The following is a 22,461-nucleotide window of genomic DNA, read 5'->3' on the forward strand; positions in this document are numbered from 1 at the left end:
CCCCTGTAGCTCAGCTGGTTAGAGCGGTGGACTGTTAATCCATGTGTCGTCTGTTCAAATCAGACCAGGGGAGCCACTTATTTAGATGTAATGGCACTTAGTTATAATTGCGGTTACTAGGCGAAAGCCAAAAGAATTATTCCCCTGTAGCTCAGCTGGTTAGAGCGGTGGACTGTTAATCCATGTGTCGTCTGTTCAAATCAGACCAGGGGAGCCACACAAAGAAAAGCCGCATTGTATTGCGGCTTTTTTTATGTCTAAATTTCTTTATTTTTTTCAACGTTGAAAGTTACCGCTAAAGCGGTGGACTGTACTGTTATTTAATTCGCATGTGCCCTCTGTTCAAATCAGACTAAGGAAGCCACATAAAAAAAAAGCCGCATTGTATTCAAGCCGTTCAGTTAACGTGGTGCTGACATAAGCTGCATTTAAAATAGCAACTGCATTTTAAAATATTTAATTTTAACTTGTAGTTGCTTCCTTACAAATGAAAGTATTTTAGGCTAATAGTGAATATATGAAGATCCATATTCACCCTTTTTAGCTTTACGAAATATGTAAAATGCAGCAAAGATCATAAATGGTCCTAAGAATAGGCCAACTTTGTTATCGCCTTCCCAAGCCTTTCTCACTTGCTCATAAGATCTAATAGTTTTGTCATCCACAACCACCTGATATACATCTATAAATTTCTTCCCTGTTACATAATTAGTATTAAAGTCATCTAAAACTGCCAGAATTGCTATAGTCTCATGGCCTGCGTTTGACAAAGCTGAATTGACTGCTGTAGATGAATTAGCTTTTGAAGGGTAATTAAACGTATTTTCTTTGTCAGCCAACTTAAACTTAACCCCGTATTTATGCTTTTTTACCCATTCAATTGTTCCCCTTATTTCCGTTAATTCATCTTTTTCTGGTAGACCGTTAACAGGATCGAGTAATGGTGTAACCAAAAAATAAATCCCCCCCACTAAGCCAAAAATTGCTAACCCAATATTTCTGTAATACAAAAAACCTTTTCTCAAAACTTCACCCTACTTGCTAATTATATTTCCCAAAGTAAATAATCTTTTCAAGAGTTACTGGCCCTTGCGCCATGCCAAGCCGCACTGCAGGCGTATCACCTTTGTCGTTTTTATTAACGTAATTGTAATATACACGATATATGTCAGCCATTTTAGTCAACATAGCTGGGTTATATGCTGAATAACCATGCCATGTTCTGGATTTGTTTGTCGCTGATGTAAAAGACCGCTCTAAAAGGCTTACACCTCTTCTACCACTCATAAAGAATCGGTCTACAGCGTGCACACAAGAGCGGCTTCATTTTTGCCAGTTCCTGTAGTGCCAAACAGAGGATGGTGTTTAGTTGTTTGACGAAGTGAATATTCAGCGTTAAGATTTTCGCGTAATGGTGCTCGTTGCGTAGCATCTTCAGGGGAAAATTCCAAAGTTCTCACATCTAGTAAATTTACAACAATTTACTTGCAATCCATTAAATGCTTCAGGGAAGGAAGGCCAATCTTTCTGGCAAGATTTCTTTCTCAAAAAAATACACCATAACTAAGTTAACCAACTCAATTATAGTGCTTTTTAAATTATTAAGCCGTTAGCACCACGTTAACTGAACGGCTTGCATTTTATTGCGGCTTTTTTTTATGTCTAAATTTCTTTATTTTTTCAACGTTGAAAGTTACCGCTAAAGCGGTGGCCTGCACTATTTTAAATAGTAAGTTACCAACCTAACTGATACAAAGGTAACGTTTCTAATCGTGTATCTATCTCCTTTAACATCTGCTGATAATCTTGATTATTGATATCACGATACGTTTGTTCAAATTCAGTTTGCGAAATTCCTTCATTAAGGCCTTGAATACTTGGCAATAACGCTTCATCGGTTATCGTTAATAATAATGACTGTGCGCGCTTAGCTTTATTTTCATTTGCAACGACTATCTGGGCAAAGCGAGTACCTGCCCTATCTGCCATTAAATCGGCAAAACTAAAGCCTGAACCACCTCGATTACTGTCTAAAAATTCTTTGTATTCACCAATAGCATCACTAGCACCTAGAGTACTAAACATTTGAATAGCCATCGAGTAAATGAAGTGTTTTTGTAAATCATTTCGTCCCCGCAATGTTGCGTTACTTCTCAACTTATTACGAACAACAAGCTGATCAAAATCATCATCGATGATATCTCCCACGAGCAATTCAAAACGATCAGCACCAAAATAAACAATGAGTGCCATTGCTGCAGATTGGTTTTGTACAGTGGCATTGGTATTAGCTATAGAATTAGAGCGCTTATTAGCTAGCGTAAACACTTCTCTAACGTAACCCGCCAATGAAGTATTTGACTGTTGTTGAGCTGCGTATTGAGCAATCGATTGATAATAAATAGCAATTTCCTTTGCGTTACCAAATAGTGCTAAATCATCTCTTAAACGCATTAGTAATGATTTATCATTATTTCTTTCAAGTAAACGAGTATCTAAGTACATCTCAAACTCAACAAATGATTCACTGATAGAGACACGTTTAACAATCGCCAACATATCATCAACTAAGTTTGGCTGAATAAAGAAATCAGACATCAAACTTACCAAGGTAATAAAATGATGTCCGGCTAGTGAAAGGTGACCTATATTTACTTGTTCAATCTTCAACCCACGTTCAGAAGGCAACACCTTTATAGATACATTTAGGTATTTGATTAATTCAGGTAATGGCAATGTCACTGACAATGAAGCATTTAATGCTTTGGGGGTAAGCGTTACATTAGCGGCAGATTGTGGCACCGCACGATGAAGCAGTGCAGCTAAACCGTCTAGTTCATCTTTAGTTATTCGAATTTTTTGCTGTCCCTGCTGTTTAGCGCTAGCAATTAATTTTTTAACTAATTTTTGGCTTTGCTTAGCTTTTTGTGCAGAAATTTGATGAAGTTGTACCGTTTTAGGCTGGGTTTGCAAAGACAACAAAACGAGTGCACAAAGGGCAAAAATAAAAATAAACGTAAAAATAACGAAACAACGAAAGAGAATTTTCAAAATACAATAATAGCTTGTTAAAAGTTAAGTGCTAGTGTACTAAAAACACAACAACATTAAAGGTTAAACATCTAGTAAATCCCAATAAATAACGCGATCAAATTTATGAGCAAGTTGGCGGTTCAGTGATTTAAACGTTGAAACTTTACCTGTGCTTGGTGCGAAACATTGCCAAATAAATTGATGACAATTATTTTCAATCAAATGATAATTTCGATACTGGTAAATTTGCTCAATTGCTCTTTGCGCAGCTTGTTCACTTGCTATTGGTTTAGCTGTAGAGTCGCACGCTATAAATACATTTTTTCCCGAACGTTCTTTCGTAAAGCGAGCCACTGAAACAGGTTTGATTAACCCCTCACCGCCAAGTTCAATAATAGTATCGTCGTCTACCCAAATACCAGTGTGATCAAGTACCCCACCAATTCCACAACATATTAGCGCACCAACAACTGGTTTCACTAGTTGCTCTGTCGCCATTAACTCAGATGGATATATAGCAATAGGCGATTCGTGCCGCTTTAAATCACGAATACGTTGTGGCAATAAATATTTTCGTCGGTGTTGTTGTTGCTTTTTTCGATCGTTTGACAGCTCATTTAATGTTAACGCAGAAACTGCTGCCGCACCTAACCAAACTAAGGGTAATGGCATACTCCCTCCAAAATACGCAGTGTTTAATAACAAGATGACGACCTTTTAATGAAAAGGCTATAAAAAAAATGCAAGTAACTGTTTCATTGCTGGAAATAGTTGGCACAATAGAGTGTAAATTCACACTAAATCAATTAATAAAAGTAGTAAATAATGCAGAGCGTCAAAAAATCTTCCAAACTCAATAATGTCTGTTATGAAATTAGAGGACAAATAGCGGCCGAAGCCCGTCGTTTGGAAGATGAAGGTCATAAAATTTTAAAGCTTAATATTGGCAACCCTGCTCCCTTTGGTTTTGAAGCTCCTGATGACATTTTAAAAGACGTTATTCATAATTTACCTACCGCACAAGGGTATTGTGATTCAAAAGGTATTTATTCTGCGCGAGTTGCGGTCATGCAATATTTTCAACAAAATGGTATTTTAGGCCTTAATGTTGATGATATTTTCATAGGCAACGGTGTCAGCGAATTGATTGTTATGTCGATGCAGGGCTTATTAAATGATGGTGATGAAGTATTGATTCCTGCACCTGACTACCCTTTATGGACGGCTGCCGTTTCACTATCAGGTGGAACTCCAGTACATTATCAATGTGATGAAGAAAATCACTGGTATCCTAACCTAGAAGATATAGAAAATAAAATCACTGAAAACACAAAAGCGCTGGTATTAATTAATCCAAATAACCCTACAGGCTCTGTTTACTCAGAAGAAGTATTACAAGGCCTTTTAGCGCTAGCAAGAAAGCATCAATTGATTGTTTTTAGCGATGAAATCTACGACAAAATTTTATATGACGGCGCTAAACATATTCCAACAGCCAGTTTAGCCAACGACGTTTTAATTATTACTATGGGTGGCTTATCAAAAAACTATCGTATCGCAGGGTTTAGAGCCGGCTGGATGGTGATAACGGGCCCTAAATTACATGCAGAAGATTTTTTAGAAGGGTTGAACATACTTGCCTCTATGCGATTATGTGCAAATGTTCCTTGTCAGCACGCTATTCAAACGGCATTAGGTGGCTATCAAAGTATCAATGAATTGATCAGCGATAATGGCCGACTAATTAAGCAGCGTAATATTGCCCATAAGATGATAAATGATATTGATGGGCTTTCATGTAATAACGCCATGGGGGCCCTGTATTTATTTGTTAAAGTTGATGCGGAAAAATTCAACATAACCAATGATGAGAAAATGGTACTTGATCTGCTTAAACAAGAAAAAATATTGGTAGTTCATGGTAGTGCTTTCAATATTCCGCAAAAAAATTATTTTCGTTTAGTTTTCTTACCGCATAAAGATGAATTAATTCCAGCTTTAGAGCGAATAAAAGACTTTTTTTCTACCTATAAACAAGCATAAATTGGAGTCAATATGGCTACGCTAAAACCGAAAAAACAAAGTACGTTTTTAGCATGGATGTTCCGCATGCCATTGATCAAACGATGGGCATTAATGTTTTGTGTTAAACCTGAAAACGTTGCTGAACATTCTCACCAAGTAGCCATTGTGGCGCACCTACTTGCGGTGATAAAAAATAAAAAATTCGGTGGTAATATCAATCCTGACAGAGCCGCAACGATTGCGCTTTATCACGAGGCAAGTGAAACCCGATATGGCGATATAGTGTCCCCTACTAAGTATGCAAATCCTGAAATTGCCCGAGAGTTTAAAAAAATTGAATCACATGCTGAACGCGAATGTTTGCAATCGTTACCTGAAGAATTTCAGTCCGTATTTTACGACATTATTGTTCAAGATCATGTTGAACCTGCTTACAAGGCACTAGTAAAAGCTGCCGACATACTTGTGGCGTATATTAAAGCCGTTGATGAGCTGAATCATAACAATCATGAATTTGATCATGTAGAGGAACGCCTAGGTCGTAAGCTTGATGACTTGAAAAAAGATTTGCCTGAGGTTGAGTACTTCTTGGCAACCTTTTTACCCGCATGTTCTGCTACGGTTGATAAGCTCGCAAAAGACGGTTAGCACACGTTGAAATAAAGCATACAAAATAGCCTTGCTAAGCACCTTCATTACTTCATCTAATCAAAGTAAAGGTTAGTTAAGCGGTTAGTGTTTGAAAAGGCGAATTGACCACAGTATTTTGCAAGGATTGTAACCACGCTTTAGCATCAAACTCTTTACGCTGTTTCGGTATAGCGTCTGATTTTTGATGCTTCAATTGACAATATAAGCTAGTGTTTTCAAGCACATTACTGGGAATATGACATTTATCATTTTTAAAAGCGATTGGCTTTTCCTTCAACATATTAGTCAAATGTATACTAGAAAATAAACCTTTTTCAGCCAACTCTGCTTGGCCATATTGGGAAATTTGCGCAAGCTGCGTTAGCGCAAGGGGTGCTTTATCGGGCAATGAAAAATGACGCCTTAAGCTATCATCACTTATCTCTGGTTCGGTAATTTCATCATGGGGTAGATGAAACTGACTATGCATTCGAACATCATCAACGAGCATTGCCAACATCAAAGAAAAGTCACTGTGCATAGGAACACGTACTGATTCATTCAGTCGCTGACCTAGCTGTGCTTCTTCTAAAAGTGGTTTAGTTATGCGTTCGGTGATAGTCAAAGTAAGTTCACTGCAATAATGTTGACAACTTACTATCGGCTAATGAACGAATAACTTTAGCGATATTTCAAATATTTAGTAAAAACAAGCATGCGCTAAAAACACATGCTTGTATAATATCAGCCCTAAACAATATGCTGATAGATTAGCGTTTGTTCTGGTGCACTTTCTGAAATAGTTACAGCATCAAGATAACCTTGGCTAGCTATCGCAAGAGCTTGTTTACTACTGGCATGACAACGAGCAATAACATCCCCTACATTAACTTTTGAGCCTATAGGTTTTATGGCGTTAAACCCTACACTATGGTCTATTTGTTGACCATTTGCAGTGCGCCCACCTTTCATTCCTACCACTTGCATACCTATTTCACGGGTATTCATTTCACTAATGTAGCCACTTTTATCTGCCACAATATCACCAACCTGTTCGGCCTTTTGCATTGTTTTCCAGGGGTATTCGATAAAGTCAGTAGGACCGCCCAACTGTGAAATCATCCGATCAAATCGTTCAGCAGCTTGGCCTGAAGACAGCGCTTTATTAACTAAGACTTCAGCGGTACCTTTATCTTGTGTAACACCAGCACTTATTAGCATTGAACACGCAAGTTCAACAGTTACGCCATGTAACCTAGGGCACCGACTTTTACCCGTTAAATAATCTACCGTTTCGATCATTTCTAAGGCATTACCTGCCGAAAAACCTAACACTTGATTCATGTCAGTAATAATAGCTTGTGTACGTACACCAGCACCATTGGCAACACTTACAATAGACTTGGCAAGTGCTTGTGCTCCTGCAAGATCTGCCATCATGGCACCATTGCCCACTTTAATATCCATCACTAATGAATCTAAACCTGCCGCTAGTTTTTTGGATAAAATAGAAGCAGTGATCAACGGAATGGACTCAACAGTAGAGGTAACATCTCGAATGGAATAGAGTCTTTTATCAGCTGGTGCTAAACGCTCTGTTTGGGTAATAATCGCCATATTATTTTGTTTAACTAGCTGCTTAAAGCGATCGACACTTGGCTGAACATCAACACCTGAAATACTTTCAAGCTTATCAGAAGTACCGCCGGTATGGCCCAAGCCTCTCCCTGCAATCATAGGTACATAAACACCACATGAAGCTACAATGGCTGCCAGCATAAAGCTCACTTTATCTCCGACGCCACCTGTTGAGTGTTTATCAACTATTGGACCATCTAATTCTGGCCATGACAAAACATCACCTGAACGCATCATATTATCTGTTAATGCAATCACCTCTTCTGTGGCCATTCCTTGTTGAAAGATCGCCATCGCCATCGCCCCAACCTGCGCATCATTAAAGGTGTTGTCTACTAACCCGGTGGCAAAAGCATTTATTTGAGCATTATTAAGCGGTTTTCCATCTCGTTTAAGGCGTATAATTTCTTGTGGTAGCATGTGTAATGTCCTTAGGTTAAGTCTTTCGATAAAAAGGCATCGGGTAACAGATCCGCTACCGACCAGTGTTTTTGTTGATTCAAGTGGTTCACTGAGGTAACTTTTCCATCCTCAGGCATGAACTCTGCTATCACTTGTCTACATGCACCGCAAGGAGGCGTGAGCTTCTCTTGCTCGGTATAAACAACAAGATGCTCAAACGTTTGATTACCGGTAACTACTGCATTCGCAATGCAATTGCGTTCAGCACACACACCTAAGCCATAAGAAGCGTTTTCAACATTACAGCCATTGAATATTTGCTGATCTTTGGTCAGTAAGCTTGCACCTACATGAAATTGGCTATAGGGCGCGTATGCATTCTTGTAAGCAACTTTTGCCGCAGCCACTAACTTATCAATGTTTTTTGTTTTGTTATTCTCTTGCATGTACAACCTTAAAATAAATTAACCATTTGGTCAGGTTTTATCTTAACGAATTCCATAAAAAAAGCCAACAGATAATCTGTTGGCTTTTTAGAAAGAGTTAACTCAATTTAGAATACGTACTTAATACCAATTTTCATTGACCAAGTAGACTCACGGTCTTTCCATTCAACTGGAGATTCACCTTGGCTGACATTAGCACTTTCATACACATATTGACCTGCGTCATTAATGCTGTAATCAAGTATTTCAGTTGCTGATTGACCATAAGGTAATTGATAAATTCGACCCGCATCTTCATCAAAGATAGCTAGCGCGTTTTTAATATCAAAGTAAATTAAACCTTTATGACCTTCCATAAACCCTGGAATTTCTTGCTCTAAACGTAAGTCCATCGATGTTGTCCATGGCGCACGATATTCATTCTTAGGTAAATAACCACCCGTTGAAGAAATACCTACTGTGTTTAACTCTGCCATAATTTCGTCATAGCTTAAGCCGTTAACAAAATCTACTGCGGCATCGTCTGCACCTGTTGGAATGTAAGGCAAGTTTGCACTGGTTAAGTCAAGTTCGCCTGAAATACCGTTTCTGTTGTTCCAACCCAATAAGTAACTGTATGGTCGACCTGATTTACGCTCCCAGAACATATGAAACGCAGTGTTGTAACCATCAAATATTTCAGTGTTATATGAAAGGTTTAACGTTAATCTGTGTTTTACTTCGTATGCAGAAGTACCCACTTCAGGGCTTTCTGGATCAATCACTGGGTTATAATTATACGCAGTATTGGTAGAAGTACCTGTTGCATCAATTTTATTACGAATTGATGAATGCGTATAAGAGAAGTTAGCTTTAAAGCCAGTATCCCAGCTTTTCGCTAAGCTTAATGTTTCAATTAATGAATGGCCACCAGAGGTGTTTGTTAGTAATACATCACGGTTATCACGATTAGGATCAGCTAATGTGTATATTGGGCGACCTTCTACAGTATAACCATTATTACCTTTAGACGTATCTAATGTGCGTGATAAATCAGACCACGTCATGTCTTTTTCATTGTCTTTATAAAGTATTTCCGCACTGATACGCCAATCATCACCAAGGCCGTAATCTGAAAGATCCGCAATATAATCTGCCGCTAAGCTATATTGCCAAGTTGTTGGTATTTCAAAATTCGGGTCTATGGCATCAATATTTGTATTAGGACCGCCAAGCACGGTATTAGCAACTTGATCTTGCGCATGCTGAGGAACACTATTTAAATCAGCATTTTGTAAAAAGGTATTTTCTGCAATGACATCATTAAAACTTTTATATGATGCGATTCGTGAACCGTCATTCGTGAAGGCATTTGAGATAAATACATTTGGACGACCACCACTAAAGCGACCAACACCACCACGAATTGTTAATTCATCCGTTGCATCCCATGTAAAACCAACACGTGGCATAAACACGTCTAAACCATCAAGGTTTTCATTGTTGCTATAACCGTAACGGTCAATAAAACCTTGGTTTGCATTTGGCTTATCATCATTAATAGTTAGCTCATATCGTAAGCCGTAAGTAACGTTTAATGTATCGGTTACATCCCAGCTATCTTCAATATATAATGCATGATTACCTAAACTAAATGCCGCTGCTGCGTCATCACGATTTAAGCTTGGGTTATTTTGATATTCAAACCAGTTTGCATTACCGTTTTCAAAGTCATCAATGCTGTCAAAATACCAAGAACCTAGATAATGCTGCATGAAAATGTTGTACACATCTACTTTCTCGTATTCCCAACCAAATGAAATGGCGTGATCTTCGTGAAGATATTCACCGCTAATTCTAAATTGGAATGTTTCATTAGTTAATTCGTTGGCATGACGACTGTCATCTGGACCAATCATGATTTGACCACCATTAACGGTGTCAATTTTCGCTTCACCAAATGCTAAGCCGCCTAATGGAATTTGACCATTGACTGATTCTTTATGAGAAATTTTTACTTCTGTTGAAAAGTTTTCACTCCAGTTAGAGAATACCTGCCCAACATACGTATCGAACTCATTTGAGCGATTATACCAGTGAGATGATAAATACAGCTGATCTGAGTAGCCAGAACCTTGGTTACCCGCACTGTTACTAAAACCGTGTGAATAAGTTAATGAAGCACGATGATCATCATTAATGTTCCAGTCAAGTTTTAAAGAATATTTTTCATCTTCCAATGGAATTGAATCATTCCAGCTACCTGCATCATAACCATATTTTGATTGAGCAATGTTTACTACACGATCAACCTCTGCTTGAGATATTTGGCTAACCCTATTTGCCACACTAGCATCTGATGGACCTTTATCAACGGAGCTTGGTGATTCAAAGGTTTCATATGATGCGAAAAAGAACAAAGTATCTTTGATGATTGGGCCACCTAATGTAGCGCCCCAAGTTTCTTCGTCAAAACTTAAATCAATATCCTCACCCGTTTCAGGATGCTCAGGAGTTCCAGCCCATGAATCTTTTGCTTGTTCAATGAACATTGAACCATGAAATTCATTGGTACCAGACTTAGTTACAACACTAATTTTACCACCAGAAAAACCACCTTCTTTTGCAGTAAAAGGTGCAATTGCCACACTTATTTGATCAATTGAATCAAAAGAGATTGGTGAACGTTCAGTTGGGTAGCCATTGCCTGCTAAACCAAAATCATCATTAAGGTTAACACCGTCAACTGCTAAGCTATTATATCTAGGGTTAGAACCGGCAAGAGATAATGACACACCGTCATTACCTACTACAGCCATAGGGTTTTGACGGACAATATCTTTCAAGTCACGATTAAACGCTGCAGACTTTGTTAAATCATCACCACTAAAAATACTTGAAGAACCTTTTGAAGGGTCAAAAAATTCACCTGCTCCTGTCACAGCAATTCGCTCGATATTTTCACTAGACAATGTTTCATTAATACGGAAAACATCCCCTAACGTAATATAAATACCTTCAAGTTTTTTATCTTTATGGGTATCAGAATCAATTGTGACACTGTATGGACCACCTACACGTAGCCCTCTAGCAGAAAAGGCACCTGCATCGTTTACTGTTAGTACTTTGGTAGTACCTGATGGTTCATGCACGATAGTAATAGTCGCGTCTTTAACTGCTGAACCTTGCGAAGTAAGTACATTACCACGCATAGAAGATGACGTATCATCAGCCATAGCCGGCGAGGACAATCCAAGCGCAAGAATTACTGCACCAGATATAAGCGAGAGGCGTTGGGTTTTCATGTTGTTAATTTCCCTTGGTGTATGTTTTATTTTATTAGTCATACATTTTGTTGACCAGTTGTTCAAAAAGCACAACAAAGATGTACGGTTCAAAGTCTTTATTTATTATAAATTAGAGCAGACTTTTTTTACACTTTTATTACACTATTTCACAAACATGATAAATACAAGTTAAAAAACAATTAAGTATCAAGGTTAAAAAACCAACTACCAAGATAAAAGATAATACAATACAACAACTTAAACAAACGCAAACTGAGTATCATTTATTTTGAATTTTTATCTATTTTAATATGATTTTTTTCTAAAGAATTACCACCTTATAATATAACCATTTAGTCAAGATATTCATAAATTATAATAAAAACCATATAAAACAGAAACTTATACTGATAAACTTAAATAACCAAATAATCATGTAATATTTAATTCACGATACCAATTATTCATTTCATGTCAAATAACTTAGCTTTTGTAAAAGTATGATTATAAGCGTTATAATCATCACTTTATTAACGCTATTTATTGCGATAAAAGCGAACTATCGCATTGTGATTGCATGCAGAATACAATCTCTGCTAGTGTAAGCTGCATTAAAATAGTCGACCGATTAGACAACCATAATAATAAGTAAACATATGACTGATACTTCAAACAAAAAGCAAGGAAAGATCCGCATCAAAAGCGAGCAAAAAATTTTAATTGCTGCGCAAGATGAATTCATAACCCATGGCTATAAAGGTGCTACCGTTCAATCAATCGCAGACCAAGCTGGATTGCCAAAAGCAAACGTATTGTACTATTTTAAAAATAAAGAAAATATTTACCATGCAGTATTAGAACAAACATTAGACATGTGGGATGAGGGAATTGGTGATATTATTTATGAAGATGGCCCAAAAGTCGCCATCGAAAAGTTTGTTGCTGCTAAAGTTAACATGTCATTTAAAGCGCCTAAAGCGTCTAAAATATATGCCATGGAGATTATTCAGGGCGCACAACATTTAAAAGAATTTGCTCGAACATATCTAAGAAAATGGGTTAGAGAAAAATCAAAAGTGTTTCAACAGTGGATCAACGAAGGAAGGATGACAGAGGTAGACCCCGTCAACTTAATTTTCTTAATTTGGTCAACAACACAACACTATGCTGATTTTGAAACACAAATTCTAACGATAATGAACCGTGCAGATTATGAGGAAGAGGATATAGAGCATGTTACGCAGTTTCTAACAGGCTTTATTTTAAAAGGACTAGGAATAGAATAAACATGAAACTACTTATTACAATTACGAGCTTTTTACTGCTAATGTCTACTCACGTACAAGCGAAAAAACCGATACGCGTTGCAACCTTTAATGTCAGTATGGAAGCGTTAAATTATATTCAACAAAACGATAACAGTAAGGTCACAGGTACAGAACTTCTTGATGCAATGAAAAATAAGCATCAACAAATCAAAAATATTGCCGAAATTATTCAACGTGTGAACCCTGATATATTATTAATCAATGAAATTGATAACTATGGAAATGTTGGCCGAGAAGCCATGCTAACTTTCATGGATAACTTTTTGTCGGTTGGTCAAAATGGACAACAACCAATCCATTACTCTTTTTCGTACCAATCGCCAGTAAACACAGGTGTATTATTACCAGCAGATGCTAATGGTGATGGAAAAATAACCCATCCTAGCGACACGCACGGTTTTGGATATTTTCCAGGCCAATATTCAATGGCTATTATGTCGCGCTACCCCATTGATGCTCAATATATTCGAACCTTTCAAAAGTTTAAATGGAGTGATATGCCTGGCGCATTAAAGCCAGTAGACCCTAAAACCGGTGAAGACTACTACTCTGAAGAAGTATGGCAAGCATTAAGGTTATCTTCTAAAACACATTGGGATATCCCTATTCGGATATACGATACCACGCTACACGTACTTGCCAGCCACCCTACCCCACCTGTATTTGATGGACCAGAAGACAGAAATGGTAAGCGTAATCACGATGAAATACGTTTTTGGCACGATTATATAACACCCGGTAAAAGTGATTATATCTATGATGACAACAAAAAATCTGGTGGCTTAAAGAAAGGCGATCTATTTGTCGTTGCTGGCGACTTAAATGCATCCGCTGTTGAAGGCGACGCTATCAATAGTAGTATAAGTGCGCTTATTAATCACCCTAATGTTCAAGATCCTAAGCCCAGTAGCAAAGCCGCAGCAAAGCATTCGCCAGACAACAAACATGCCGCTAGTCATACAGCCTATTGGCGTATGAGAGCAGATTATCTATTACCTTCTAAGCATGGTTTTAAAGTAGTTGATTCAGGTGTTTTCTGGCCAGAAAAAAATGATGAGAATTACCGGTTAATAGATTCTAGAAAGGCGTCTTCAGATCATCGTTTAGTCTGGGTTGATATTTTATTAACCGATTATTAATTTTATGGAAAAGCAAATGAAAAAACTTTTACTCTCTCTTGCCGTTGCCTCATTCACGTTAGGTTGTAATGCGACAAGTGAAACCACTAAACAGCCTGTTACAAAAACACCTGTAACTAATGTGATCATGATTGTTGCAGATGGCATGGGCCCAGCTTTCCCTACAGCTTACCGTTATTATGCTGACAACCCATTAACACCCAATATAGAGCAAACTATTTTTGACAAACACCTTGTTGGCATGAGCAGTACCTACCCCGCTCAAGAGTCTGGCCGAGTTACTGACTCTGCCGCTGGTGCAACTGCCCTAGCAGCAGGTGTTAAAACATATAATTCAGCCATCAGTGTTGATGTTAACAAACAACCCGTTGAAACTGTGTTACAGCGTGCTAAAGCATTAGGTAAAAAAACGGGTGTAGTGGTAACTTCACAAGTTAATCATGCAACACCAGCGGCATACATCACTCACAATGAAAGTCGAAAAAACTATAATGCTATTGCTGATAGCTATATTGATAATGGCATAAATGTCGATGTGTTACTTGGTGGTGGCTGGCAGTATTTCATTCGAGAAGATAGAAATTTAGTTAATGAGTTCAAACAAGCAGGTTTTGATTATATCGACAACTTCGAATTACTTTCGCAAACCAACTCACACAATAAACTACTTGGTTTATTTGCTGATGTTGGTTTACCTCCTGCTTTAGATAATGGCGGTGGTAAGTTATTAGAAATGACGAAAACCGCGTTGTCACATTTAGAAAACCCTAATGGCTTTTTTATGCTAGTTGAAGCAAGCCAAGTGGATTGGGCCGCACACAGTAATGACATTAATAGTGCAATGGCTGAAATGCATGATTTAGCACAAACATTAGCCTACTTAGAAAGTTATGTCGCTTCTAATCCAAACACGCAAGTTGTGTTAACCGCAGATCATAGCACCGGAGGCTTAACATTAGCGGCTAAAGGTGAATACCGATGGTCACCTGAAATGCTACGAGAAATGAAAACATCAACTTCTGCTGCCGCTCAAGCTTTAGCTGACAGTGAAATTACAGAAACAAGCTTAAGCGCTGCACTGGCAAATATAACGCTAGAAAATAAAGATATTACTAACGTTATTGAAGCGAAAGAAAAAGCGTTATCTAAGTTACAAGCATATTTACAGTTAACCCCTGAGCAACAAAAGAAGCAACGTAAACCAAGTGTTAAGTACGCGCTGTACCGTGCATTAAATAGTATTATTGATCACAACACCAATACAGGCTGGACAACCTCCGGCCATACGGCAGTAGATGTACCTGTTTACGCCATTGGTGCCCAAAGTGCTATTTTTGAAGGATTAATAGATAACACTGATGTTGCAAAAGGTGTATTTACCTTGATTGAAAAAAACTAAATAGTTGTGGTTTGAATGTTATCTAAATGATGATGTTCAATACTACGCTACGAAAATAATGCACTGATATTCAGCCAGCAAATACAACTGCTGGCTTTTTTACGCAAGTTTTATCAAGCACGCTTGGGTTCAACGCTTTAAAGTTGCTAAAAAATCATTCAGGATTACCAATGTCGCAATATTTTATCAAGATAAAAGCATTAATTAACTATATTGAAGAAAACCTCGCAGAGCCTCTTACACTTTCTGCGTTAAGTAAGAAATCGGCTATTTCACCTTTTCATTTACACCGATTATTTAGCGCGCAAGTAAAGCAACCACTTCGTCAGTACGTGCAAACAAGACGATTAATTCGCGCGGCTCATCAAGTGTATTTACGCGATCAAGATATTACCGATATTGCTTTTGATGCTGGCTATCAATCTTTAGAGGCATTTAGTAGAGCCTTTAAAAATAAATTTAAACAATCTCCTCGTGATTTTCGATTAAAACCGAACAGTCAGCCATGGCTAACTAACCCAACATTCGCTTCAGAGGAAACTCACATGACCCAATATAATCACAATGACGTATCCATTATCGATTTTCCACGTACCCTTGTTGCCACTTACAGACATCAAGGTGATCCCGCAAACATAATGGCAAGTGTGCAACACTTTATTCAATGGCGAAAAACACATCACACACCTCCTGATCAGTCTAAAACTTTTAATTTACTTTACAGCGATCCAGAACAAGCTGAACCAAATACGTTTATTTTTGACATTTGCGCAGAAACTAAACATGAGCTTTCTAATGAACAATATCAAATTTTCAGTCAAATAATTCCTAAAATGAAATGTGCAAAATTACATTATCAAGGGCCCGATCAAGGGCTAGCTGCTGCGCTTAATTTTCTTTACGGTGAGTGGTTAAATCATACTGATGAAACCCTTGCTGACTTTCCTTGTATTATTGAGCGATTAACAATGTACCCTGATGTAGCCCCGCATCAAGCAACACTCAATATATATTTACCTTTACAATAAGACCAATTCTATATATTTATTTGAGTTGGTATAACGCATAAAAAAACCGATAAACAACGTTTATCGGTTTTATATACCATTAAATTTAACGAATATTATTTATGCTCTACCGCGATAATTTCATATTCGACCAAACCTGATGGCGTTGTAATTTCAACCTCGGAATCAACCGTTTTACCAATTAGCCCGCGAGCAATCGGTGAATTAACTGAAATGCGATTATTTTTAATATCGGCTTCGTCATCACCAACAATTTGGTAAGTCATTTCTTCTTCCGTATCTATGTTTAATAGCGTTACCGTTACGCCAAAAATCACTTTACCATTATTAGGAATTTTAGTTACGTCAATAACTTGTGCGTTACCGAGTTTACCTTCGATATCTTGAATACGACCTTCACAAAAACCCTGCTGTTCACGGGCTGCATGATATTCTGCATTTTCCTTTAAATCACCGTGTTCACGAGCTTCAGCAATTGCCTCAATGATTTCGGGGCGCTTTTCTGATTTCAAATAGTTCAATTCATCACGCAAGGCTTCAGCGCCTTTAAGCGTCATAGGGTATTGATTCATTATTTCCTTTTCCTAAAAGATAAAGGTGGTCAAAACCACCTTTATATCAAACTTTAATATCAATGATGACTAGCTTAACAGAACTGTCATCATTCGACAAAGAATACTCTACACTAGCGTTTAGCACATAATGCATGTAATTCTTGAATAGAGTTAACCGTTTTAAGTGCATCTGCTGCATGTGCTTGACATGATGCATAAGCGGCATTCAATGTAGTAGTATAAGGTACTTTATAACGTAATGCTCCACCTCGCAATACCTTCGAGTCTTCAATGGCTTTACGCCCTTCAGTGGTATTAATGATGTAGTTATATTCGCTATTTTTAATTCTATCAAGAATATGTGGGCGACCTTCATGTACCTTATTTACAAGACGACAAGGTACATTGGCTTCACCTAATACAACAGCAGTACCGTGCGTAGCATCGATTTCATAGCCAAGCTCCACCATTTTTCTACCCAATTCAACAACACGTTCTTTGTCACTGTTTCTAACAGAAATAAGGGCTCTTCCTGATTTAGGCACCGAAACACCTGCACCAAGATTAGCTTTAGCGTATGCATCCTCAAAGGTTTTCCCTACGCCCATCACTTCACCTGTAGAGCGCATTTCAGGGCCAACAAGAGGATCACTACCATGGAACTTATTAAACGGAATAACCACTTCTTTTACAGAGAAATAAGGTGGAATGACTTCCTCAGTAATACCTAGCTCAGCGAGTTTTTTACCTGCCATTACTCGTGCACCAATTTTTGCTAAAGGCACTGATGTTGCTTTCGAAACAAACGGCACTGTACGTGCTGCACGCGGGTTAACTTCAATCAGGTAAACCTGACCATCTTTTACCGCCATTTGCGTATTCATTAAGCCAACAACGCCTAATTCAAAAGCAAGATCTGATACTTGCTTACGCATGACATCTTGCACTTCTTGATTCAAGCTATACGCAGGTAATGAACATGCAGAGTCACCAGAGTGAACCCCAGCTTGTTCGATGTGTTGCATAATTCCGCCAACAACAACGCTTTCACCATCGCATAACACATCAATATCTACTTCAATCGCGTCATCTAAGAAATGATCAAGCAATACCGGCGCTTCATTAGATACACTCACCGCCTCATTCATATATCGACGTAAGTCTTCTAGGTCATATACAATTTCCATTGCACGACCACCTAGAACATATGACGGACGAACCACTAAAGGAAATCCGATTGCTTCTGCTTTTACCAGTGCCTCTTCTACAGAGGTTACCGTTGCATTTTCTGGCTGTAACAACTCTAAACGTTCAACCGCTTGTTGAAAACGTTCCCTATCTTCTGCACGGTCAATAGCATCAGGAGAAGTACCAATAATCGGTACGCCTGCCGCTTCTAACGCTCGTGCTAATTTCAACGGTGTTTGACCGCCATACTGCACAATAACGCCAACAGGTTTTTCTACACGTACAATTTCTAATACGTCTTCAAAAGTGATGGGTTCAAAGTATAAACGATCTGAGGTGTCATAATCGGTAGACACGGTTTCAGGGTTACAGTTAACCATTATTGTTTCAAAACCATCTTCACGTAATGCTAAAGCAGCATGTACACAACAGTAATCAAACTCTATACCTTGGCCAATTCGGTTAGGACCACCACCTAAAATAATAATTTTCTTATTATCAGTAGGCGCAGATTCACACTCTTCATCGTAACTTGAATACATGTAAGCAGTGTCTGATTTAAATTCTGCGGCACAAGTATCAACACGCTTGTATACAGGGAATATTTCAGCACTATGACGTTTTTTACGTATCTCTGTTTCACTAACACCAATGAGGGAAGCTAAGCGTAAATCCGCAAACCCTTTACGTTTTAATTTACGCAAGTACTCAGGAGTTAATCCTGCCATACCGTTTTCAGCAACATTTTGTTCTTCAAGTACAATATCTTCAATTTGAACAAGGAACCAGCGATCAATTTTGGTTAATCTAAATACATCATCAACGGTAAGACCTAAACGGAAAGCGTCAGCAACGTACCAAATTCGATCTGCACCGGCTTCTTGAAGCTCATGCATGATCTTTGTTTTAGCACCTGGTTGGGTTACATCAACTTGAGGGTCAAAACCAGAAGCACCCACTTCTAAACCGCGCAATGCTTTTTGCATCGATTCTTGTTGGTTACGGCCAATCGCCATTACTTCACCCACAGACTTCATTTGCGTGGTCAAACGGTCTTCAGAGCCAGCAAACTTTTCAAAGTTAAACCGTGGTATTTTTGTAACAACGTAATCAATGGTAGGTTCGAATGATGCGGGTGTTGCACCACCGGTAATATCATTTGAAAGTTCATCAAGGGTATAACCAACTGCAAGCTTGGCAGCAATTTTAGCAATTGGGAAGCCTGTCGCTTTAGACGCTAGTGCAGACGAACGAGAAACACGAGGGTTCATTTCAATAATAACCATTCGGCCAGTATCTGGGCAAACGCCAAACTGTACGTTTGAACCACCTGTTTCAACACCAATTTCACGTAATACCGCCAAAGAGGCGTTACGCATTATTTGATATTCTTTATCCGTTAACGTTTGAGCAGGCGCTACTGTGATTGAGTCACCTGTGTGTATACCCATCGGGTCAAAATTTTCAATGGAACAGATAATAATACAGTTATCATTTTTGTCGCGAACCACTTCCATTTCATATTCTTTCCAACCAATTAATGATTCATCTATTAATAATTCGTTGGTAGGAGAAAGGTCTAAGCCTCGTGTACAAATGGTTTCAAATTCTTCTTGGTTGTAAGCAATACCACCGCCTGTGCCACCCATTGTGAACGAAGGACGAATGATACAAGGAAAACCAATACGCTTAGCCGTTGCTTTAGCTTCTTCCATTGAGTGAACAATTTCAGCACGTGGCGTTTCAAGGCCAATGCTTTTCATTGCTTTATCGAAACGACTGCGATCTTCGGCTTTGTCAATAGCGTCAGCTGTTGCGCCAATCATTTCAACATCAAATTCTTTTAAAACACCGTTTGCTTCTAATTCTAGCGCGCAGTTCAATGCCGTCTGGCCACCCATTGTTGGTAGCACAGCATCAGGGCGTTCTTTTTCAATGATATTACGTACAACTTCCCAATGAATAGGTTCAATATACGTTGCATCGGCCATATCAGGATCTGTCATGATCGTTGCAGGGTTAGAGTTCACTAAAATAACTCGAAAACCTTCTTCACGCAAAGCTTTACACGCTTGAGCGCCTGAATAGTCAAACTCACAGGCTTGACCGATTACAATAGGACCAGCACCTAAGATTAGGATACTTTTTATGTCATTACGTTTTGGCATAGTGTTTAAATCTCCACAATCTTATGAGTTACGAGCGTTGATAAGGTCAATAAAGTGATCAAATAACGGTGCTGCGTCGTGTGGGCCTGGGCTTGCTTCAGGGTGACCCTGAAAACTAAATGCAGGCTTGTCAGTACGGTGTATCCCTTGTAGTGAACCATCAAATAGTGATTTGTGCGTTATTTTTAAATTTTCAGGTAGGTTTTCTTCGTCGACAGCAAAACCATGATTTTGCGAAGTGATCATCACAACATCGCGATCAAAATCTTTTACCGGATGGTTTGCACCATGATGACCAAACTTCATTTTGGTTGTTTTTGCACCACTCGCTAAACCAAGTAATTGATGCCCTAAGCAAATACCAAAAATTGGAATGTCGGTTGCTAAAAAAGCATTAATTGCATCAATCGCATAGTCACACGGTTCAGGGTCGCCAGGGCCATTTGATAGGAATATGCCATCTGGGTTTAGTGCTAGTACTTCTTCGGCTGTTGTTTGCGCAGGCACGACCGTAAGCTTGCAGCCTCGGTCCACTAACATACGTAAAATGTTACGTTTCGCACCAAAATCATAGGCAACCACGTGAAAATCAAACTTTTCAGGTGTTACATGACCAGTACCTAATTGCCAACTTCCTTCCGTCCATTGGTAAGATTCTTTTACCGAAACCACTTTCGCTAAATCCATTCCTTTTAGACCAGGAAATGCTTTTGCTTTTTCTAAAGCGGTTGCTTCATCAATGTTTTCACCAGCAACGATGCAACCATTTTGAGCACCTTTTTCTCGTAAAATACGGGTTAATTTACGAGTATCGATGTCAGCAATTCCAACGATGTTATTACGAATAAGATATTCAGTAAGCGTTTCTTCGTTTCTGAAGTTACTAGCAAGTAATGGTAAATCCCGAATAACAAGGCCTTTAGCCCAAATAGTCTCTGACTCTTCGTCTTCTTTATTTGTGCCAGTATTGCCAATATGGGGATAAGTGAGGGTAATAATTTGTTCTGCGTATGAGGGATCAGTTAATATTTCTTGGTAACCAGTCATTGAAGTATTAAATACTACTTCACCAACGGCGGCCCCTTCTGCACCAATAGCGGTGCCCTTAAATGTTGTGCCGTCTTCTAGCACTAAAATTGCAGATTTAGTCAATTTAACCTCCGAAAAGAAGAAATAAATCTTAATATTTTACACCATCAAAACATGGTGATATTAAGCGCGAAAGTTGCGTTATTAATCTGCCAATCAGTTCACAAAAAACAAATTTTTGACAAATTCCGCGCATTCTACGCTGATTTAATAATTACGTCCAGCTTAAAATGTAAAAATTAGCCTTTAATCGCATAATTGTAACTAAAGGGTTAAAAAATACATTTTACTTAGTTAATACTCAACAATAAGTCGAATCTAAACGTCTTTTAATCCTAGAACATCTTGCATGTCATAAAAGCCGGGTTTTGCTGTGTTAAGCCATGTAGCAGCACGCATAGCACCTAAAGCAAAAGTCATGCGTGTGGTTGCTTTATGAGTAATTTCTAATCGTTCACCCAAATCAGCAAAAAAAGCGGTATGCTCACCAACAATGTCACCTGCTCTGACGGTAGCAAAACCAATAGTATCTGGTTTACGTTCGTCGGTAATACCTTCTCGGCCATAAACTGCAACTTGATTAAGATCACGGCCTAACGTATCCGCAATTACTTGACCCATTTTGACTGCAGTGCCTGACGGCGCATCTTTTTTAAACCTGTGGTGTGCTTCAAAAATTTCGATGTCGGTATAATCACCAATTGCTTTGGCTGCCATTGCTAATAGTTTAAATAAAACATTCACCCCGACACTGGTATTTGGCGCTAGAATGACCGGAATATCTTGAGCATATTCTTTTATTTTCTCTACTTGTTCATCACTAAACCCCGTAGTACCAATGACTATCGCTTTATTATGCTGTTTGCACCAGGCTAAGTGTTCAAAGGTTGACTCAATAGAAGTAAAGTCGATAAACACATCTGCAGCAAGTAATGATGAAAGTTCAGTCGTTGCCTTTACGTCTATCTTGCCTATGCCAGCTAATTCGCCTAAATCAACTTGAGAAAAAGAAGAGCTTGCTCTAACTGTGCCACCCACCAACGAGGTTTGTTGATGTTCTACTGCAGCCTGTATTAAATTTCTACCCATTCGACCGCTGCTTCCCAAAACAGCTACGTTAACATTCAT

17 protein-coding genes and 1 tRNA gene are annotated in these 22,461 nt (G+C 38.5%); 7 read left to right on the plus strand and 11 right to left on the minus strand.

The features are described 5' to 3' along the window. The first annotated feature begins 140 nt into the window (after positions 1-140). Positions 141-217: transfer RNA gene (locus Q4489_RS15275), tRNA-Asn, on the plus strand. Positions 218-503: 286 nt separating this feature from the next. Here Q4489_RS15275 and Q4489_RS15280 read toward each other — a convergent pair. The 3 genes from Q4489_RS15280 to Q4489_RS15290 all read right to left on the minus strand — a co-directional run bounded on the left by Q4489_RS15280 (position 504) and on the right by Q4489_RS15290 (position 3,705). Next, the gene (locus Q4489_RS15280) at positions 504-1,025 is read right to left on the minus strand and encodes a hypothetical protein (protein ID WP_303481894.1); all 522 of its coding nucleotides are present in this window, start codon (positions 1,023-1,025) and stop codon (positions 504-506) included. Between the two features lie 709 nt (positions 1,026-1,734). Further along, on the minus strand, positions 1,735-2,979 hold the full coding sequence (locus Q4489_RS15285) for a hypothetical protein (protein ID WP_303481896.1): 1,245 nt from the start codon (positions 2,977-2,979) through the stop codon (positions 1,735-1,737). A gap of 135 nt (positions 2,980-3,114) precedes the next feature. Next, entirely contained in the window at positions 3,115-3,705 is a 591-nt protein-coding gene (locus Q4489_RS15290; protein WP_303481899.1) for a hypothetical protein, read from the minus strand. A gap of 153 nt (positions 3,706-3,858) precedes the next feature. Here Q4489_RS15290 and Q4489_RS15295 point away from each other — a divergent pair, with 153 nt between their 5' ends. Continuing rightward, positions 3,859-5,076: a pyridoxal phosphate-dependent aminotransferase gene (locus Q4489_RS15295; protein WP_303481901.1), complete on the plus strand. Its 1,218-nt coding sequence runs from the start codon at positions 3,859-3,861 to the stop codon at positions 5,074-5,076. A 12-nt stretch (positions 5,077-5,088) separates the two neighbouring features. Beyond that, positions 5,089-5,706, plus strand: a complete 618-nt coding sequence (yfbR, locus tag Q4489_RS15300; protein WP_074496674.1) for a 5'-deoxynucleotidase — start codon at positions 5,089-5,091, stop codon at positions 5,704-5,706. A gap of 76 nt (positions 5,707-5,782) precedes the next feature. Here yfbR and Q4489_RS15305 read toward each other — a convergent pair whose 3' ends face one another. The 4 genes from Q4489_RS15305 to Q4489_RS15320 all read right to left on the minus strand — a co-directional run bounded on the left by Q4489_RS15305 (position 5,783) and on the right by Q4489_RS15320 (position 11,458). Then, the gene (locus Q4489_RS15305; RefSeq protein ID WP_303481904.1) at positions 5,783-6,313 is read right to left on the minus strand and encodes a VC2046/SO_2500 family protein; all 531 of its coding nucleotides are present in this window, start codon (positions 6,311-6,313) and stop codon (positions 5,783-5,785) included. Between the two features lie 125 nt (positions 6,314-6,438). Next, complete coding sequence (deoA, locus tag Q4489_RS15310; RefSeq protein WP_303481906.1) at positions 6,439-7,746, minus strand: thymidine phosphorylase; 1,308 nt, start codon at positions 7,744-7,746, stop codon at positions 6,439-6,441. Positions 7,747-7,757: 11 nt separating this feature from the next. Beyond that, a complete protein-coding gene (locus Q4489_RS15315; RefSeq protein ID WP_303481908.1) occupies positions 7,758-8,174 on the minus strand; it encodes a cytidine deaminase in 417 nt (138 codons plus the stop codon). A 107-nt stretch (positions 8,175-8,281) separates the two neighbouring features. Beyond that, positions 8,282-11,458 carry a TonB-dependent receptor gene (locus tag Q4489_RS15320; protein WP_303481910.1) on the minus strand — a complete coding sequence of 1,059 codons (3,177 nt, stop codon included), beginning with the start codon at positions 11,456-11,458 and terminating at the stop codon, positions 8,282-8,284. Between the two features lie 638 nt (positions 11,459-12,096). Between Q4489_RS15320 and Q4489_RS15325 the strand changes: the two genes are divergently transcribed. From Q4489_RS15325 to Q4489_RS15340, 4 genes are all read left to right on the plus strand, one after another. After that, entirely contained in the window at positions 12,097-12,726 is a 630-nt protein-coding gene (locus Q4489_RS15325) for a TetR/AcrR family transcriptional regulator (protein ID WP_303481912.1), read from the plus strand. A gap of 2 nt (positions 12,727-12,728) precedes the next feature. Beyond that, positions 12,729-13,907 (plus strand): endonuclease/exonuclease/phosphatase family protein, encoded by a 1,179-nt coding sequence (locus tag Q4489_RS15330; protein WP_303481915.1) that lies wholly within the window; start codon positions 12,729-12,731, stop codon positions 13,905-13,907. A 16-nt stretch (positions 13,908-13,923) separates the two neighbouring features. Continuing rightward, positions 13,924-15,306: an alkaline phosphatase gene (locus Q4489_RS15335; RefSeq protein WP_303481917.1), complete on the plus strand. Its 1,383-nt coding sequence runs from the start codon at positions 13,924-13,926 to the stop codon at positions 15,304-15,306. A 170-nt stretch (positions 15,307-15,476) separates the two neighbouring features. Further along, positions 15,477-16,334, plus strand: coding sequence for a GyrI-like domain-containing protein (locus Q4489_RS15340; RefSeq protein WP_303481920.1), 858 nt, complete (start codon positions 15,477-15,479; stop codon positions 16,332-16,334). A gap of 95 nt (positions 16,335-16,429) precedes the next feature. Here the strand turns inward: Q4489_RS15340 and greA are convergent, their stop codons facing one another. From greA to dapB, 4 genes are all read right to left on the minus strand, one after another. Next, the gene (gene greA / locus Q4489_RS15345) at positions 16,430-16,906 is read right to left on the minus strand and encodes a transcription elongation factor GreA (protein WP_074496682.1); all 477 of its coding nucleotides are present in this window, start codon (positions 16,904-16,906) and stop codon (positions 16,430-16,432) included. Between the two features lie 113 nt (positions 16,907-17,019). Next, entirely contained in the window at positions 17,020-20,244 is a 3,225-nt protein-coding gene (gene carB / locus Q4489_RS15350; protein WP_303481925.1) for a carbamoyl-phosphate synthase large subunit, read from the minus strand. A 21-nt stretch (positions 20,245-20,265) separates the two neighbouring features. Further along, positions 20,266-21,396 (minus strand): glutamine-hydrolyzing carbamoyl-phosphate synthase small subunit, encoded by a 1,131-nt coding sequence (gene carA, locus Q4489_RS15355; RefSeq protein ID WP_303481927.1) that lies wholly within the window; start codon positions 21,394-21,396, stop codon positions 20,266-20,268. Positions 21,397-21,651: 255 nt separating this feature from the next. Next, complete coding sequence (gene dapB, locus Q4489_RS15360; RefSeq protein WP_303481929.1) at positions 21,652-22,461, minus strand: 4-hydroxy-tetrahydrodipicolinate reductase; 810 nt, start codon at positions 22,459-22,461, stop codon at positions 21,652-21,654.

Source organism: Thalassotalea sp. 1_MG-2023 (assembly GCF_030546745.1).
Lineage (GTDB): Bacteria > Pseudomonadota > Gammaproteobacteria > Enterobacterales > Alteromonadaceae > Thalassotalea_C.